Raw genomic sequence first — 15,025 nt, 5'->3', positions numbered from 1 at the left:
GAAGCGTAGGAGCAAGTTCCTACATGCCCCCCAGACATGCGACGAGCATTCGAAGAAGCGTAGGAGCAAGTTCCTACATGCCCCCCAGACATGCGACGAGCATTCGAAGAAGCGTAGGAGCAAGTTCCTACATGCCCCCCAGACATGCGACGAGCATTCGAAGAAGCGTAGGAGCAAGTTCCTACATGCCCCCCAGACATGCGACGAGCATTCGAAGAAGCGTAGGAGCAAGTTCCTACATGCCCCCCAGACATGCGACGAGCATTCGAAGAAGCGTAGGAGCAAGTTCCTACATGCCCCCCAGACATGCGACGAGCATTCGAAGAAGCGTAGGAGCAAGTTCCTACATGCCCCCCAGACATGCGACGAGCATTCGAAGAAGCGTAGGAGCAAGTTCCTACATGCCCCCCAGACATGCGACGAGCATTCGAAGAAGCGTAGGAGCAAAGCCCCTCCATGCTTCGAGGATCGGAACGAAGTCCTTCAATTCTTAGTGGCTCTGCCGTTTAGAAATTGATGAGATCGAAACGAAGTGTAGTGAGAACCGTAGACACAGAAGCAGCTCTCTCGGAATTAAACTGAATGATCTCAAAAATATGAGAAGCTATTTTCAAATTATCCAGCTTAATTCTCGGAGCTGAACACTTCTGTCACAACCTCCTCTTTTTAAAACAGATCAATTTTCACTTCAACCGTTTGGATTGGTACATCATAAAACGGATCTTCACGCCGACCTAAGAAATCTTTCGCTTGTTGGGGGAAGAGTGCATACATTAAAACATCTTCTTCAGATTTTGCATATGCTTTAATTTCTTCTCTGAACCCAGGCAGTTGAGGTGCAATCAAGTCTGCTGGACGTTCAGTGATTACTTCCTCATTGCCAATGATTGTTTCTTGAATTTCAGCTGAGATAGGTGCTGGAGGACGTCCATATAAACCACGAACGTAATCTTTAATTTCAGTCGGTACCAGCTTGTAGCGTTCACCAGAAATAACATTCATCAACGCCTGCGTACCAACCATTTGAGATAACGGTGTGACTAAAGGAGGAAATCCAAGGTCTGCTCGAACTTTTGGCACTTCCGCCAATACTTCATCATATTTATCCTGCAAGCCTTGTTCAGTTAACTGACTCAATAGATTGGACAACATACCACCAGGCACTTGATAAATCAATGTTTTTGGTTCTACGTCTTTCACTTTAGGATTCAATATCCCCTCTTCACGAAAACGATCACGAATTGGGTTAAAATACTCTGCTATTTCTGCTATCTTCTTCATATTTAATCCCGTATCGTAACCCATTTCTTCCAGTGCAATGGCAACAGACTCTGTAGCAGGCTGACTTGTGCCGCCAGCAAAAGATGAAATTGCTGTATCAATCACATCTGCTCCAGCCTCGGCAACTTTCAAATAAGTCATTTCTGAGATGCCGCTTGTCGCATGTGTATGCACTTCTAACGGTAAATCAACAGTATCTTTGATACGGCTGACTAGCTCGTAGCCAGTTTGAGGAGTAAGAACCCCAGCCATATCCTTAATACAAATTGAATCCGCACCAGCATCAGCCATTTCTTTAGCCAATTCTACAAAATAATCAACCGTATGAATTTCACTTGTTGTATAAGAAATAGCCGTTTGACAATGCCCTCCTGCTTCTTTTGCTGTGATAATCGACGTTTTTAGATTACGTGTATCATTGAGCGCATCAAAGACACGAATAATATCAATCCCATTTTTAATCGATTTTTCAACAAATTCTCTGACCACATCATCTGAATAATTTTTGTACCCCAGCAGATTTTGTCCACGGAGCAGCATTTGTAATTTTGTTTGTTTCACTTCTGCACGAATTTGGCGCAGACGTTCCCAAGGGTCTTCATTTAAGAAACGAATACAAGAATCAAACGTCGCTCCGCCCCACATTTCTAATGAATGGTAGCCCGCTTCATCCATCGTTTTGATTATTGGCAACATGTCTGAGGTAGGCATTCGCGTAGCAATTAAGCTTTGTTGCCCATCACGCAAGACTGTTTCCATAAAATGAATTTTTTTAGTCATTTGCTTGTATCCTTCCTTCTTCAATTAACTCATGAATTTTTTTGTGCAGCTCTTCCACCGAGTGCGTGCGTGAGCGGCCACAAACTTTTGCATCTTTTTCACAAAGAAAACATTTTCGTTTAGGATACCCCAACTGTTCACGGCTAATATTTTTGATCTCACCATTATCCAGCCACAAAACGTCCAAATCCACTAAACGCCCATATGGATGGGTTTCCTCTAATTTAATCATTCGTTTTTTTAGTTCTTCTTTTGTCAGCGGCACCAATAAAAAATATTCATACCCGGTTTTTTCATTACGATACACATTAACAAGAGTAACCACATCTGAAACACATATCTCAACCTCGTCTGTGACCTGTTTAAATGCTTTTTCCAATTCTATTGACGTTTTGACAGATCCGGGAATATTCATTGTTGCAGATAAAAGTGTGTATTGCGGATCAGAGATCAACAATTCTTTTTGTACATGCACACGCCTCTCTTTCGCATCCAATGCTTCCATTAAGGAAATCTCCGGTCCATCGAATAAGGAGCTATACATTTTTTACAACATCAATCAATGTGCCGTCTCGATATTCAATCAGTGCAACGACTTTCTCTCCATATTGAATCGCTTCGGGTGTTCCAACAATGCTGTACGCTTTTTCTTTCAGCTCTTCAATCGTGTACTGAGGAACATCCAGCTCTTTGAAATGGTCAATCAAATCCTGACGATTTGGATGAATCGCAATCCCCACCTCAGTAACAACAACATCAATACTCGTTCCAGGCGTTACCACTGTATTCACCGTATCAACAATTGTCGGTATTCTACCACGAACCAGCGGAGAAATGACCAAGCTCATCTTACATGCCATACTAGTATCGGAATGACCGCCAGAAGCACCACGAATAACCCCATCTGACCCTGTCATTACATTGACATTATAATTGGTATCAATTTCCAGTGCAGACAAAATCGCTGTATCTAATTGATTAATTACAGCTCCCTTACTCAAAGGAGAAGCATACATATTCGCATCAATTTCATAGTGATTGCTGTTTTTCCCCAGCGATATTGCAGATGGATGATCGAAATCCTGCACATCGATAATTTTTTCAACGAGTCCTTCTTCCAACAATTCTACCATCGCATTTGTAATTCCACCTAGCGCAAAACTCGCTGTAACGTCATCTTTAATCATCGCATCACGTAAAAATCTTGAAACTGCCAATGCTGCGCCGCCTGTCCCTGTTTGGAACGAAAACCCTTGTTGGTAATAAGGAGAGCTGGTGATCACTTTTGCCGCATATTCCGCAATTAGCAGCTCTTTAGGATTTTTTGTAAATCGAGTAGCTCCATTGGCAATCCCACTTGGATCACCAATGGCTTCAACTTCAACGATATAATCAACATCTGTCTGAGGAATACTAATCGGTGTATTCGGAAATGGAACAAGTGTGTCGGTAATAATTACGACTTGATTTGCATATTTTGCGTCAATCATCGCATATCCTAAAGAACCACATGTCGCTTTACCAACAGTACCATTTGAATTTCCATAAGCATCTGAACTAGGAGCCCCTAAGAAAGCAACATCAATATGAATATCCCCTGCTGCAATAGCACGTGCCCGTCCTCCGTGCGAACGGATAACAACAGGATTTTCCATAATCCCTTCAGAAATAGCAGCACCGACTTTATCACGTAAACCACTTGAAGTAATATTTGTAACCACACCATTTTTGATATGATTAATTAACGGTTCATGGACATTGGCAATAGAACTTGGTGCAATGGAAAGATTTTTAATACCCATATTGGCAATTTCTTCTAAAACCATATTCATGACAAAATCTCCCTCACGAAAATGGTGGTGGAAAGAAATAGTCATTCCATCTTTTAAACCTGTTTTTTCAATTGCTTCGCGAATACTTCCTAAAAGCTTTGAATCTCTTGGTCGAACAGGCTTAATTTTGCGACTGGCTTCGTTATACTCAGCAATATGTGCTAATTCTCCTTCAAAAACACCATATTGATCGGCGTATACTTGAGGGATTTCTTTACCTACTTTATTCATAACCATGACTAAATATCCTCCCCAGTAATCAGTTTCGCAGCTTTTGCTAAAGCAATTACTCGTTGTGCCCGCTCAACGATTGGTTTATCCACCATTTTCCCATTAACAGAAATGACACCTGAACCTTTGGCTTCTGCTTCACGAATCCCCCAAATAACTTCTTTGGCATTTTGAATTTCTTTTTCTGTTGGTGTATAAATCGCATTTACTAAAGGGATTTGACGCGGGTTAATGACTGATTTACCATCAAAGCCCAATTGTTTAATGCGTTGAACTTCTGCCTGAAAGCCTTCTACATTATCGACATCAGAATATACTGTATCAATTGCCGCGATTCCCGCTGCTCTTGCAGAATGAAGAATCATATTACGGGCAAAAGAAAGTTCCTGTCCATCTGGATAACGTCTTGTTTTCATGTTTGTTACATAATCTTCTGCCCCTAAAGCAATACCAATCAACCGATTAGAAGCTTTGGCAATTTCCCGGGCATTCAAGACCCCCTCTGCTGATTCAATAGCTGCCATCATCTTGGTTGTTCCAACTGTAATCTGATTTGCTTCTTCTACAGCAGTAATAACCTCTGCTACATCGACAATGTCCTGTGCTGTTTCAGTTTTCGGTAAGCGAATAACATCTACACCAGCTAAAACCATTGCTTCAACATCTTGTGCACCGCCTGCGTCCAATCCATTAATACGTACAACGGTTTCTACATTCTCATAATTAAACGTTTTCAAAGCAAAATGAACCAATATACGTGCTGAATCTTTTTCCTTTAAAGACACCGCATCTTCCAAATCAAACATAATTGAATCAGCTCCATAAAGCGGAGCATCTCTTAACATTGCTGCATTTGCGCCAGGTACAAACATCATTGTTCTTCTTAAGCGTTCCATGAGTCAATTTCCTTCCAATCATAAGTGTCTTTTTGTGCTGCACGATAAATTGCTGTGATTGTTCGTGCTTGAATACTGCAATCTAACGCCCCTTTATCCACAGCAGTCACGCGAACAGCTTCAACACCTAGTTTTTTTATGGTTTCTTTGATTACGTTTCTGATTTGTTGCCCAAATTGTTTTTCCACACTGCTCTCCAAAGAAATTTGAATCTCTTTTTCTTCAATCGGCTCAACTGTAATCATAATATCGCTGGATTCAACAGTTCCTGCCATTGCACTTTGGATAATTTTCACGTTCTTTCACCTCTAGTATTTTTTTGTTTTTTTATATAGCTATCGGTTGGTGGTGGTAAAAATTCAATTAATCGTTTGCTGTCATGAGTATGCAAAGCTTCTCTCACTTTTGTTGCACTAATGATCTCTCCATTGACACTCAGTCTTGGTAGAACAACTAACTCCAAAGAACCATCAAAAACAGCTTTCATCGACTGATTATAAATATCCGTCACTTTTGAATAAGGTTCTTCTCCAACAAACCGTGTTTGAATATCTAATACAGGAGCAATCTTTTCTTTAAACAGCTGAGCATCAACTGCTGCCTGCATTCTTGCAACACTTTCTACCGCATCATCCTTTAAAAAATAAGAGGGAAAGGTAGCCGAAGAAACTAGATAATCATTTGTTGGCAAAACGGTAACGTTCGTTAAATGTGCAACGCCTTGCTTGACCATCTCTAATCGGTCTTGAGATGAAAATTCTGACCGATCTTCTGACAGAACAAACACATATACTTGATTACTCTGCTTTGAAGCCATTTCGATAAGATACTGATGCCCTTTTGTAAAAGGATTTGCATTCATAACGATCCCGCTTCCAGAACCAGTCTTCTTATGTTTTTTTAACATCAAAAGATAGCTCTGGAAATCAGGGAATCCTTGTTCCATAAAAAGAATATCGGCAGTTTCGATAATGGTTTGAAAGCCCAACGAACGAAAGACAGGTTTATTACTTGGTTTCGTATAAACGAAATAATGATGCTCTCCTTCTTCTGATAAGCGGTTAATGAGATGCTGAACGATTTCAGTTAACAGGTTTTCTTCCTGATAGTCTTTGCAAACAACTAGACACTTTAGAATATTGTGATAATAAGAACCTGTAGCCGCTAATGTATCATCTATATAAATTCCAACAGTATAGTCAAGTTCTTCATCTTTATTCAAATTCGCTTTATTCATCAGATTTGCCCATTGTTCATAGGTCTTTTTATCTTTTTTTAGCCATAGTCTTTTTATTACGTACATAAAAAACCTCTTCTTATTTCTTAATCGGAAATAGCTTACTTAATAACATAGATGCAAGGTAGATAATTAGAATAACTCCGAACACGCCACCCCAGCCCAATACAAGCAATTCAAGTGCTTTCGCTAAATCTGCTGACATACTGACTCTCCTTTCTTAAACAAGTAACGCAAGTAACAAGCCGCCTGCAATTACTGATGCAATCTGTCCAGATACATTCGCTCCTGCTGCGTGCATTAGAATAAAATTCTGCGGATCTTCATCTGTTGCCATTTTTTGAATCACTCGGCTGGACATTGGGAACGCTGAAATCCCTGCAGCACCAATCATTGGATTGATTTTTTCTTTTCTAAACAGGTTCAGCAGTTTTGCAAATAGTACGCCACCTACAGAATCCATAATAAATGCCACTAAACCTAAGCCAATAACCATCAATGTATCTACTTGTAAAAATTCTTCGTATTGCATTTTTACAGAAATAGATAGTCCTAGTAAGATACTAATGATATTAACCAGCTCATTTTGGGCAGTAATTGATAACCGTTCCAACACGCCACATTCCCTTAATAGATTTCCAAACATCAAAAAGCCTACTAGTGGAAGTGAGACTGGCGCAATAAGTCCTGCCACAACAGAAATCACGATTGGGAATAAAATTTTTGCAGTTTGTGAAACTTCTCCAGCACGATAACTCATACGAATACAACGTTCTTTTTTGGTTGTCACAGCTTTAATAGCTACTGGCTGAATAATAGGTACCAGCGCCATGTATGAGTATGCCGCCACCATAATTGCACCCATGTATTTTGAATTCAATGTATTCGCTACAAAAATAGAAGTCGGTCCGTCAGCCGCACCGATAATACCGATTGACGCAGCATCATTTAACTCAAAGCCTAATAAGACCGCAACAATAATCGTAAAGAAAATTCCAAACTGTGCTGCTGCACCAAATAATAGTAAAAATGGATTTTGCAATAATGGACCAAAATCAATCATTGCACCAATACCGATGAATAAGAGCAGTGGGAATAGTTCTGTTGAGATACCCATGTCAAATAATACTTGAAAAGGACCTGCCTCTCCTCCAGCACTTAATACACCAGAGTTTGGAAAGTTGACTAAAATCGTTCCCAATCCCATAGGAACCAAAAGCGTTGGTTCATATTCTTTTTTAATTCCTAAATACATCAGAACACCGCCAATTACCATCATGACAATTCGTCCTGGCTCTTGACCCATTCCTAAAAACCCTTCAATAAGTGTTTCCACTAACGTCACTTCCTCTTTTAAAATAAATTTATTTCAAGCTGTCTTTCTCAGTGAATGGTAATTAGAGATTCACCTGGGTTAACCATATCTCCTTGACTCACATGAATCCCTGTAACGGTTCCTGCTTTGCCTGCTACGATTTCATTTTCCATCTTCATTGCCTCTAAAATCATAAGGGGCTGATTTTCTTGAACAGTGTCACCAACATTTACCAAAATTTTCAAAATAGTTCCAGGCATAGGTGATGGCATCGCATCTGCTCCTGCTTGTGTTGTTTGAACAGCCGGTGCCTCTTCTTCAGCTGGAGCCGGTGCCGCTGGTGTTGGTGCTGCCGGAGCTGCTTGAGCAGGTGCTGTCGGTTGAGGTACCCCTCCAATTTCTTCCATTTCTACCAAGTACTCTTTTCCATCAATTGAAATTTTAAATTTTCGTAACATCATTTTTCCTCCAAAGGTTCTATTTTTTTACAATTTTTCGGATAACAAATTGACTACCCTCATTCGTTCCCGCTGCAATGCTTGTGGCGATTAAGGAGACAAGCTTTGCTTCCGGGTTCCGTTGTAGGATCTTCTTAACAACAAATTGACTCTCCGGCTGATCTCCTGTAGCAATAGCTGTCACAATCAAACTCACCAACTCATAATCTTCCGCACTTGCTTCTATATATGGGGGAACCGCTTCCCATTCTTCCACTTCTTTGATAGTTGTTTCAGAAACCGATGTTGGTAATTCAGGAGGTTGTTGCTCTCTATGAAACAATCGTGCAAATATCCCCATGCAGTTACTCCTTTCAATTTTTTCGTTCTCATTCACATTATAGTAATAATGGACCAATTCGGTAGTTCAAAATGAAAGATTATTGTTTTTTTTCTGTTCATATTTTGACAAAAAAACAAGAAAACGCCAACAAACAGCTTTAAATCAACGTTCCAAGGTTGTTAAGACTTTTTTAATATATTGTTAAGCATTCCCTAAGATTAACTAGACCAAATTGTTTTTTTCCTGTTCTTTTTTCAAAAACGATCTATCTTAAACACACAATATTGCTTATTCTATATTCGTCGGGCGGAGTTAAATCAACAGTCTCTCAATTTAAAGATTTACAGCAATTGGCTTTTTTATTGATCACGATTGACACCGCTTACAATAACGGAACTTATTAATTGATTTGTAGAAAGGAAGAAAAAAATGTTATTAACGATTTTATCTTATGCCATGATTATTATCTTCATGTTTGTAATCATGAAAAAGAAAATGTCACCATTTACTTCTTTGGTTGTGATTCCCTTAGTATTCACCTTAGTTGCAATGGTCGCAGGCGTATCAAAGGAAGGAAATATCGGAGATTTTGTAATAGAAGGAATCAAAACAACTTCTAATACGGGGATCATGTTGCTGTTTGCCATCTTATATTTCTCTATTATGCTGGATGCAGGCTTGTTTGATCCAATTACAAAGAAAATGATTCACTTTGCCAAAGGGGACCCAATGAAGGTCTTAATGGCTACAGCTATTGTAGCTGCTACAGTTTCATTAAACGGTGACGGAACTACGACTACTTTAATCTGTTGTTCTGCATTCATTCCTATTTATAAAAAATTAAACATGAAAATGATGAACCTTGGTGTTTTGATTATTTTACAAAATACGATCATGAACTTGCTTCCTTGGGGAGGACCGACTGCACGAGCTATGGCCGTTTTAAACGTTGATGCAGATATCCTTACCTACTTAGCTCCAGGAATGATCATCTCTATTTTATACGTTATCTTCTTCGTTGCTCGCCGTATGGGTAAACAAGAGCGTGCACGCTTGGGAATCACTGAATTAACTGATGAAGAAATTGAAGAAATGACAACGGTCACAGATCCTGAAACATTAGAAATTCGCCGTCCAAAAAACTTCATTTTCAATAGTATCTTAACAATTGGTTTAATTGCCTGGCTGGTTGCCAGCTCATTTATTGACTCAATTGCTCTTCCTCCGCTGCTGTTATTCTTAGTCGGAACTTGTATTGCATTAATGGTAAACTACCCTATTCTAAAAGATCAGTCTTCACGAATTGGGGCAAATGGCGGGGATGCTGTTCAAGTAGTTATCTTAGTATTCGCAGCAGGTGTATTCATGGGCTTATTCCAAGGTTCAGGAATGGCTGAAGCTTTAGCAAACAGCTTCACTCAAATTATTCCTAAACAGTTGGCTGGGTTCTGGGGCTTGGTTATTGCACTCATCTCTGCGCCGGGTACCTTCTTTATCTCAAATGACGGCTTCTACTTCGGTGTTCTCCCTGTACTGGCTGAAGCAGGTCAGGCTTATGGATTTACAGATATGCAAATGGCCCTTGCTTCACTAATGGGACAAGCTTTCCATTTACTAAGTCCTCTAGTTGCGTTCATTTATTTACTTCTACGCTTGACTGGACTGGATATGGGGCAATGGCAAAAAGAATCTGCAAAATATGCATTAGGAATTTTCATTATCTTCATCGTAACGATTATTCTATTAGGTCATATGCCGCTTTTCATTCCACAATAATCAATACCGCATTTTATGGGACGGGTCGTATTTACGGTCTCGTCCCTATTTTATTAACATTAAATGAGTGTCTTCTGAAAACCCTTGCAAAATCTCTTATACTGGTATATATTTCAGTTGCACTATGAGAAATGAGGAGAAAAAAATGAGTAACGTTGTTGAAGCTGTACGTAAGAATTTAGATTTAACACAAAATAAAACATTAAATGTTTTAATCTATGAGGCTTTCCGAAAAACGATTATTCTAGGCGACATCCCTGCGGATACTCGGATTAATGAAAAAGTTTTTGCAGAAGAACTAAATATCAGCAGAACCCCCATTCGTTTGGCTATGAGGCAATTAGTAACAGAAAAGCTTGTTGAACATGTTCCCAAAGTTGGCGTCGTCGCAAAAGGGATTCGGATAAAAGATGCCTATGAAATTTATGACATTCGCAAATCACTGGACAGACTGGCTACAATCAAAGCCATGAACCAAATGACCGAACAAGATTTTGAAAAGTTAAAAGAATTGTTGGAACAAGGTGAAGCTTACAACAAAGCTGATGAAATAGAACTGCTCTTACAAAATTTTTCTGATTTTAATGCGTTCATCTACGAAAAAAGCCAAATGCTTCGTCTGAAGTCCATCGTTCTGGACCTTCAAGCCTATCTCGTCTATTTTCGGGATATCGCCATTCGTTCCTCCAAACGACGAGACAAAGCGCTTGAAGAACACTGGCTTATTTATCGAGGCATGAAAACAAAAAATGTGGAACAAATTACCTTAATTACACATGAACACTTAGATCGCTCCTTGCAGTTCATCTTGGCAGAAATGGAGCGCAGAAAAATTGATTAATGCCTTTTTTCCCCAGCATCTTGCAGATTATGCCCAGAAAGCTCTGCTTTATGAAGTAACCTTAAGTCCAAAACCCGGCTTAGTTGATCCTTTAACTACCGGAGCCCATACAGATATGGATGTCTTTACATTTATGGACAGCATTGTAAGTCTTCGGCCTTTCCTGGAACAGTATGTAGCTATAGGGATTTCCCACCAAGGGGAGCCTGCCGCATTATTTAAAAAACTTAGAAAAACAGGCGCTTCTGCTGAGGAGAAGATGCTACAGGCAACAAACAACGTAAATACTCATAAGGGCGCAAATTTTTCCTTTGCTGTAATTTTAGGTGCAACAGGCTTTTATCTTCAAAATAAAGAAAACTTTCGTTTACCGTTGTCAGCAAAAGATAGTGAAGCAATTTTAGCTTTATCCAGTCAAATGACACAACACTTAGTTTTAGAAGATTTTGTTGATTTAGAAAGCAAACCTTCACTAACCTATGGAGAAAAATTGTATCTGACCTACGGAATAACAGGAATTCGAGGAGAAGCGGCAGCCGGTTATCCAAGCCTGTCTCAAAAACTTCTTCCCTACCTGCGAAAACTGGAAACACCAACTCTTGAAGAAACTTTATTACGTGCCCTTATTTTCTTAATGAGCGAAATTGAAGATAGCAATTTATTGCATCGAGGCGGCTTTGAAGCCTGGAAAACGGTAAAGGCAGAGAGTAAAAAAATTCATCAAGCAGCTCTTGATAATAAAGAACTACTTGATGAACTCCGTCAATATGATATGCTATTAACTCAGAGACATTTAAGCCCTGGCGGTTCTGCGGATCTTTTAGCCTTGGGGATTTACTTTGCACAGTTGGAAGGACTGCTTTAATTCCCATGTGGCAAAAACGTGTATCCTAAACCCCAAACGGTTTTGATATATCGCGCATTTTTAGGGTCGTCTTCAATTTTGTTTCTTAAATGATTGATAAAGACCATGACTGTATTTGCGTCCAGCTCACTGTCATCCCAAACGCTGTGATAAATTTGTTCTTTTGAAAAGACCTGATCAGGGTTTTCCATAAAAAACTGCATTAATTTTATTTCTTTTGATGAAAGCTTGATCTGCTCGTCTCTTTTAAATAGCTGATAACGTGCTTTATCAAAGCAAAAATCACCGACGACAATTTTACTTTCCCTGGATTGACTACGATGCTCTTTAAGTACTTGTCCTCGATCAAGTGTGGCAATGACTTGGGCTTTTAATAAGCTCGGTAAAAAAGGTTTGGTCATATAATAATCAGCGCCCATTTCCAGACCAGCAATAATATCTTCTTCATTTTTCTTCCCGCTAAGAAAAATGATTGGCACAAGCGGATTTTCTTCTCGAATAATTTGAGCAAGATGATACCCGTCATTTTCATATTCTAAACAGATATCTAATAAATATAAATCAAATTTTACTCTGGTCATAATGTCTACCGTTTTTTCAACTGAATCACTTTGATAAATTAATATCCCAGTAGATTGTAATGACTTCCAGATTAGTCGTCGAATCGCCGGATCATCATCGACAACAAGAATCTTTTCGTTTCTCACGTTCTTTCCTCCTTCATGTTTTATCTATTTTTAAAGGGAGCTCTGCCTTATGAATAAACCATCAAATAAACTACTAAGTCTAGGGATTACCTTTGTCATTTGTTTAACTATCCTTGGCATACTGATTACTGCAAATAGTTATCGGCAAACACAAAAACATGCCCTGGAAATGGGAGAAAACCAGCTGGCTAAAATCAATGACTCTGCGATTAAAATATTAAGGCTGGAAATCAAAGCATATACCTTAGCCTTGGAAGATTATGCCTCAAATATTTTTAATGAAACCAACTACCATGAGCTGATTGATGATCCTCAAGTCCAAAAGAATCTTCTTTATAAAACTTCTGCTGCGGCTGGCTTATTTTTGATCTCTCCTGAAGGAACACTTCTTTCCAGCAGAGATATACATTCAGACCAGTTTACAAATGAAAAAATTACAACAATTTATGTAGATAAAGATCCACTTTACCAAGAAGCAATCCAAGGAAGTATCAAGCAAAATGGCGAAGCTTATTTTATTAAAAATACATCCTATGTCAATCTCTATCGACCTGTCTATGATAAAAATCAGGTGCTTCAATCAATTCTAGTCTTACCCATCAATTTAGAAGAGCTGTACCAGCAGGAAATTGATACAACTGAAAATCAAAACGGGTATACGATGATCAAAAATGAAGAAATGAAAGTGATCATGCACCCTTCAACAGAGCAAATTGGTTTGGATATTGTTGAAGACCGGCGAAAAAAATTCCCTGATCTTGATTACTCAGATTTAGAGGACTTAGAAAAAGTACAGCTTGCCAATGAAAAAGGAACACTGAGTTATAGCTCCTACTGGTGGACAAAAGCTGATCCGAAAAAAGTACTGAAAATATCTGCCTATGAATGGATTACTATTGGAGAAGCCAGATGGATTGTCGCCAGCTCGTCTGATTTTTACGAACGCAATGGCATGGTGCTTCAGGAAAATTTGATCATTTTGGGATTACTGGCGATTCTATTAGCCATTGTCATTCTTTTAGGTGTAAGCTTCAGTAATTACAACCGGCAAAATAAGATCTACTTAGAAAACCTTCAGCTTGTCGAACGCCAAGAATTTCTAAAGGAAAGACATGAGTTAGAAAAAAATATGCTGCAAAAATCAAAATTAGAAACTGTGGGGCTTTTAACGACTACCATTGTCCATGATATGAACAATTTCCTTACTCCAATGATTGGAAATCTTCAACTATTAATCGAAGAATACCAATCAAATAATACACTTATTACAGAGCTAAGTGAAGTCTACCAAGCAGCTGAAAAAGGTCAAAAGCTATCGGCAAATGTTCTGCGCTTTACCAAATCAAGTACGGCAGCTAAAGGAGTCTATTCTATTGATAAGGTTGTTTTAGAAGCGATTGAAACCATGAAAATTCTTGTACCAAAATCCGTTACACTCCTTTATAATGCTAAGCCGGCAGGAAATTCATTTTTTGAAAAAAACGATCTTCAAGTTATTTTATATAACCTTATTACTAACGCTTACCAAGCGCAGATGGCAAATGCATTAATTGAAGTTCAGCTTTCAATGGCATCAGGAACACAGTTGGAAAATTTCCAAAACCACTCGCTGGCTTATCGTGAAAAGCAGTTTGCTCAAATCAATGTAATAGACAATGGACCTGGCATTCCTAAAGAAATTGAAGAAAAAATGTTTACACCATTTTTCACCACTAAAACAGGTACTGACGGCACAGGTCTGGGACTCTTTATTGTTTCTTCTATTATCAAGAAAAATGACTGGCTGTTAGAAGTTAAAAATACTGATACCGGAACCACATTTATTATTGGCATTCCATTAGCAGAGGATTTCCTTTTATCCAACTGATTGATTCATCTATTTCAATGCCTGCTCTTTGAAATAGATGTTTTTTAATATATTGTAAAAAAATTTCTTTATTTTCTTCTAAAAAACAGAAATCGCCTGCATTCTTGAGCAAGTATTCTATTTTTTCTATACACTTTTATTATAAACAAAAATACGGCTGATTAATTAAAAACACACTAAAAAAACAGTAAGACTTTTACTGGGACATCTATGTACTAAATATCTGCTCAGCTGTTTTTTTACTTTTTATTTAGTTATTATTTACCAATTGGACTCCTATATTCTTCTTTATTCGTCCTATTTTATACACATCCCCCCTATTTCTTTCTCATACCTATATTTTACCTTTTTTATTAAATTATAACCACCCATCCAACAGGTGGTTTGCGCCACGGGTATAACCCGAGGACTACCGACAGCACCTAAAGACGCCTGCCTGGACAAAGACTTGTTCAGGCTCTTTTCATTGTCCTTGCCACTTTCACTGAGTCTGGGACAATAGTCCGTCCTCAAAAAGAAAACACGCTCGATTTTGGCAATAATCATCAAAATCGAGCGTGTTCTTTCTTTTTTACGTGTCTTCCTCTCCATATATTTTCCCAATTTCCTCAAATTTA

16 protein-coding genes are annotated in these 15,025 nt (G+C 38.7%); 4 read left to right on the top strand and 12 right to left on the bottom strand.

All coding sequences use genetic code 11. The features are described from left to right. Positions 1 to 666: 666 nt before the first annotated feature. From IW492_RS17225 to IW492_RS17185, 10 genes are read right to left on the bottom strand one after another with little or no spacing between them, the layout of a single operon-like run. Complete coding sequence (locus tag IW492_RS17225) at positions 667 to 2,061, bottom strand: oxaloacetate decarboxylase subunit alpha (RefSeq protein WP_202069270.1); 1,395 nt, start codon at positions 2,059 to 2,061, stop codon at positions 667 to 669. Further along, positions 2,054 to 2,605, bottom strand: a complete 552-nt coding sequence (citX, locus tag IW492_RS17220) for a citrate lyase holo-[acyl-carrier protein] synthase (protein WP_202069269.1) — start codon at positions 2,603 to 2,605, stop codon at positions 2,054 to 2,056. Before citX ends, IW492_RS17225 begins: the two co-directional genes overlap by 8 nt. Next, positions 2,598 to 4,130 (bottom strand): citrate lyase subunit alpha, encoded by a 1,533-nt coding sequence (citF, locus tag IW492_RS17215; protein WP_202069267.1) that lies wholly within the window; start codon positions 4,128 to 4,130, stop codon positions 2,598 to 2,600. Before citF ends, citX begins: the two co-directional genes overlap by 8 nt. A gap of 2 nt (positions 4,131 to 4,132) precedes the next feature. After that, complete coding sequence (citE, locus tag IW492_RS17210) at positions 4,133 to 5,020, bottom strand: citrate (pro-3S)-lyase subunit beta (RefSeq protein ID WP_202069265.1); 888 nt, start codon at positions 5,018 to 5,020, stop codon at positions 4,133 to 4,135. Further along, positions 5,008 to 5,316 (bottom strand): citrate lyase acyl carrier protein, encoded by a 309-nt coding sequence (gene citD, locus IW492_RS17205; protein ID WP_202069264.1) that lies wholly within the window; start codon positions 5,314 to 5,316, stop codon positions 5,008 to 5,010. The genes citE and citD overlap by 13 nt, the downstream gene beginning before the upstream one ends. Next, complete coding sequence (gene citC, locus IW492_RS17200; protein ID WP_202069263.1) at positions 5,313 to 6,323, bottom strand: [citrate (pro-3S)-lyase] ligase; 1,011 nt, start codon at positions 6,321 to 6,323, stop codon at positions 5,313 to 5,315. The genes citD and citC overlap by 4 nt, the downstream gene beginning before the upstream one ends. Positions 6,324 to 6,336: 13 nt before the next feature. After that, positions 6,337 to 6,462 (bottom strand): OadG-related small transporter subunit, encoded by a 126-nt coding sequence (locus IW492_RS18465; protein WP_267491487.1) that lies wholly within the window; start codon positions 6,460 to 6,462, stop codon positions 6,337 to 6,339. Positions 6,463 to 6,477: 15 nt separating this feature from the next. After that, positions 6,478 to 7,593, bottom strand: a complete 1,116-nt coding sequence (locus tag IW492_RS17195) for a sodium ion-translocating decarboxylase subunit beta (RefSeq protein WP_202069262.1) — start codon at positions 7,591 to 7,593, stop codon at positions 6,478 to 6,480. Between the two features lie 47 nt (positions 7,594 to 7,640). After that, positions 7,641 to 8,030 carry an acetyl-CoA carboxylase biotin carboxyl carrier protein subunit gene (locus IW492_RS17190; RefSeq protein ID WP_202069261.1) on the bottom strand — a complete coding sequence of 130 codons (390 nt, stop codon included), beginning with the start codon at positions 8,028 to 8,030 and terminating at the stop codon, positions 7,641 to 7,643. 19 nt (positions 8,031 to 8,049) lie between these two features. Next, a complete protein-coding gene (locus IW492_RS17185; protein ID WP_202069260.1) occupies positions 8,050 to 8,370 on the bottom strand; it encodes a hypothetical protein in 321 nt (106 codons plus the stop codon). A 411-nt stretch (positions 8,371 to 8,781) separates the two neighbouring features. Here IW492_RS17185 and IW492_RS17180 point away from each other — a divergent pair, with 411 nt between their 5' ends. The 3 genes from IW492_RS17180 to citG all read left to right on the top strand — a co-directional run bounded on the left by IW492_RS17180 (position 8,782) and on the right by citG (position 11,834). Continuing rightward, a complete protein-coding gene (locus IW492_RS17180) occupies positions 8,782 to 10,128 on the top strand; it encodes a CitMHS family transporter (RefSeq protein WP_202069258.1) in 1,347 nt (448 codons plus the stop codon). Between the two features lie 145 nt (positions 10,129 to 10,273). After that, a complete protein-coding gene (locus IW492_RS17175) occupies positions 10,274 to 10,969 on the top strand; it encodes a GntR family transcriptional regulator (protein ID WP_202069257.1) in 696 nt (231 codons plus the stop codon). Then, entirely contained in the window at positions 10,965 to 11,834 is an 870-nt protein-coding gene (gene citG / locus IW492_RS17170; protein ID WP_420705945.1) for a triphosphoribosyl-dephospho-CoA synthase CitG, read from the top strand. The genes IW492_RS17175 and citG overlap by 5 nt, the downstream gene beginning before the upstream one ends. On the opposite strand, the gene IW492_RS17165 is transcribed toward citG, so the two are convergent. After that, a complete protein-coding gene (locus tag IW492_RS17165; RefSeq protein WP_202069256.1) occupies positions 11,831 to 12,541 on the bottom strand; it encodes a response regulator transcription factor in 711 nt (236 codons plus the stop codon). The genes citG and IW492_RS17165 overlap by 4 nt on opposite strands. Before the next feature lie 49 nt (positions 12,542 to 12,590). On the opposite strand from IW492_RS17165, the gene IW492_RS17160 reads away from it, so the two are divergent. Further along, positions 12,591 to 14,408: a sensor histidine kinase gene (locus IW492_RS17160; protein WP_202069255.1), complete on the top strand. Its 1,818-nt coding sequence runs from the start codon at positions 12,591 to 12,593 to the stop codon at positions 14,406 to 14,408. 297 nt (positions 14,409 to 14,705) lie between these two features. On the opposite strand, the gene IW492_RS18215 is transcribed toward IW492_RS17160, so the two are convergent. Next, positions 14,706 to 15,025: hypothetical protein (locus IW492_RS18215; protein WP_236671988.1), on the bottom strand; the 320-nt coding region annotated here is incomplete at its 5' end.

This window comes from Enterococcus sp. BWB1-3, from assembly GCF_016745275.1.
In the GTDB taxonomy this organism is placed as follows: domain Bacteria; phylum Bacillota; class Bacilli; order Lactobacillales; family Enterococcaceae; genus Enterococcus_L.
This window is presented reverse-complemented; position numbering and strand designations above follow the sequence as displayed.

Excerpts from the sequence above, each read along its gene's own strand:
- IW492_RS17225 (WP_202069270.1), bottom strand. The coding sequence starts at position 2,061 with ATGACTAAAAAAATTCATTTTATGGAAACAGTCTTGCGTGATGGGCAA.
- citX (WP_202069269.1), bottom strand. The coding sequence starts at position 2,605 with ATGTATAGCTCCTTATTCGATGGACCGGAGATTTCCTTAATGGAAGCA.
- citF (WP_202069267.1), bottom strand. The coding sequence starts at position 4,130 with ATGGTTATGAATAAAGTAGGTAAAGAAATCCCTCAAGTATACGCCGAT.
- citE (WP_202069265.1), bottom strand. The coding sequence starts at position 5,020 with ATGGAACGCTTAAGAAGAACAATGATGTTTGTACCTGGCGCAAATGCA.
- citC (WP_202069263.1), bottom strand. The coding sequence starts at position 6,323 with ATGTACGTAATAAAAAGACTATGGCTAAAAAAAGATAAAAAGACCTAT.
- IW492_RS18465 (WP_267491487.1), bottom strand. The coding sequence starts at position 6,462 with ATGTCAGCAGATTTAGCGAAAGCACTTGAATTGCTTGTATTGGGCTGG.
- IW492_RS17190 (WP_202069261.1), bottom strand. The coding sequence starts at position 8,030 with ATGTTACGAAAATTTAAAATTTCAATTGATGGAAAAGAGTACTTGGTA.
- IW492_RS17185 (WP_202069260.1), bottom strand. The coding sequence starts at position 8,370 with ATGGGGATATTTGCACGATTGTTTCATAGAGAGCAACAACCTCCTGAA.
- IW492_RS17180 (WP_202069258.1), top strand. The coding sequence starts at position 8,782 with ATGTTATTAACGATTTTATCTTATGCCATGATTATTATCTTCATGTTT.
- IW492_RS17175 (WP_202069257.1), top strand. The coding sequence starts at position 10,274 with ATGAGTAACGTTGTTGAAGCTGTACGTAAGAATTTAGATTTAACACAA.
- IW492_RS17160 (WP_202069255.1), top strand. The coding sequence starts at position 12,591 with ATGAATAAACCATCAAATAAACTACTAAGTCTAGGGATTACCTTTGTC.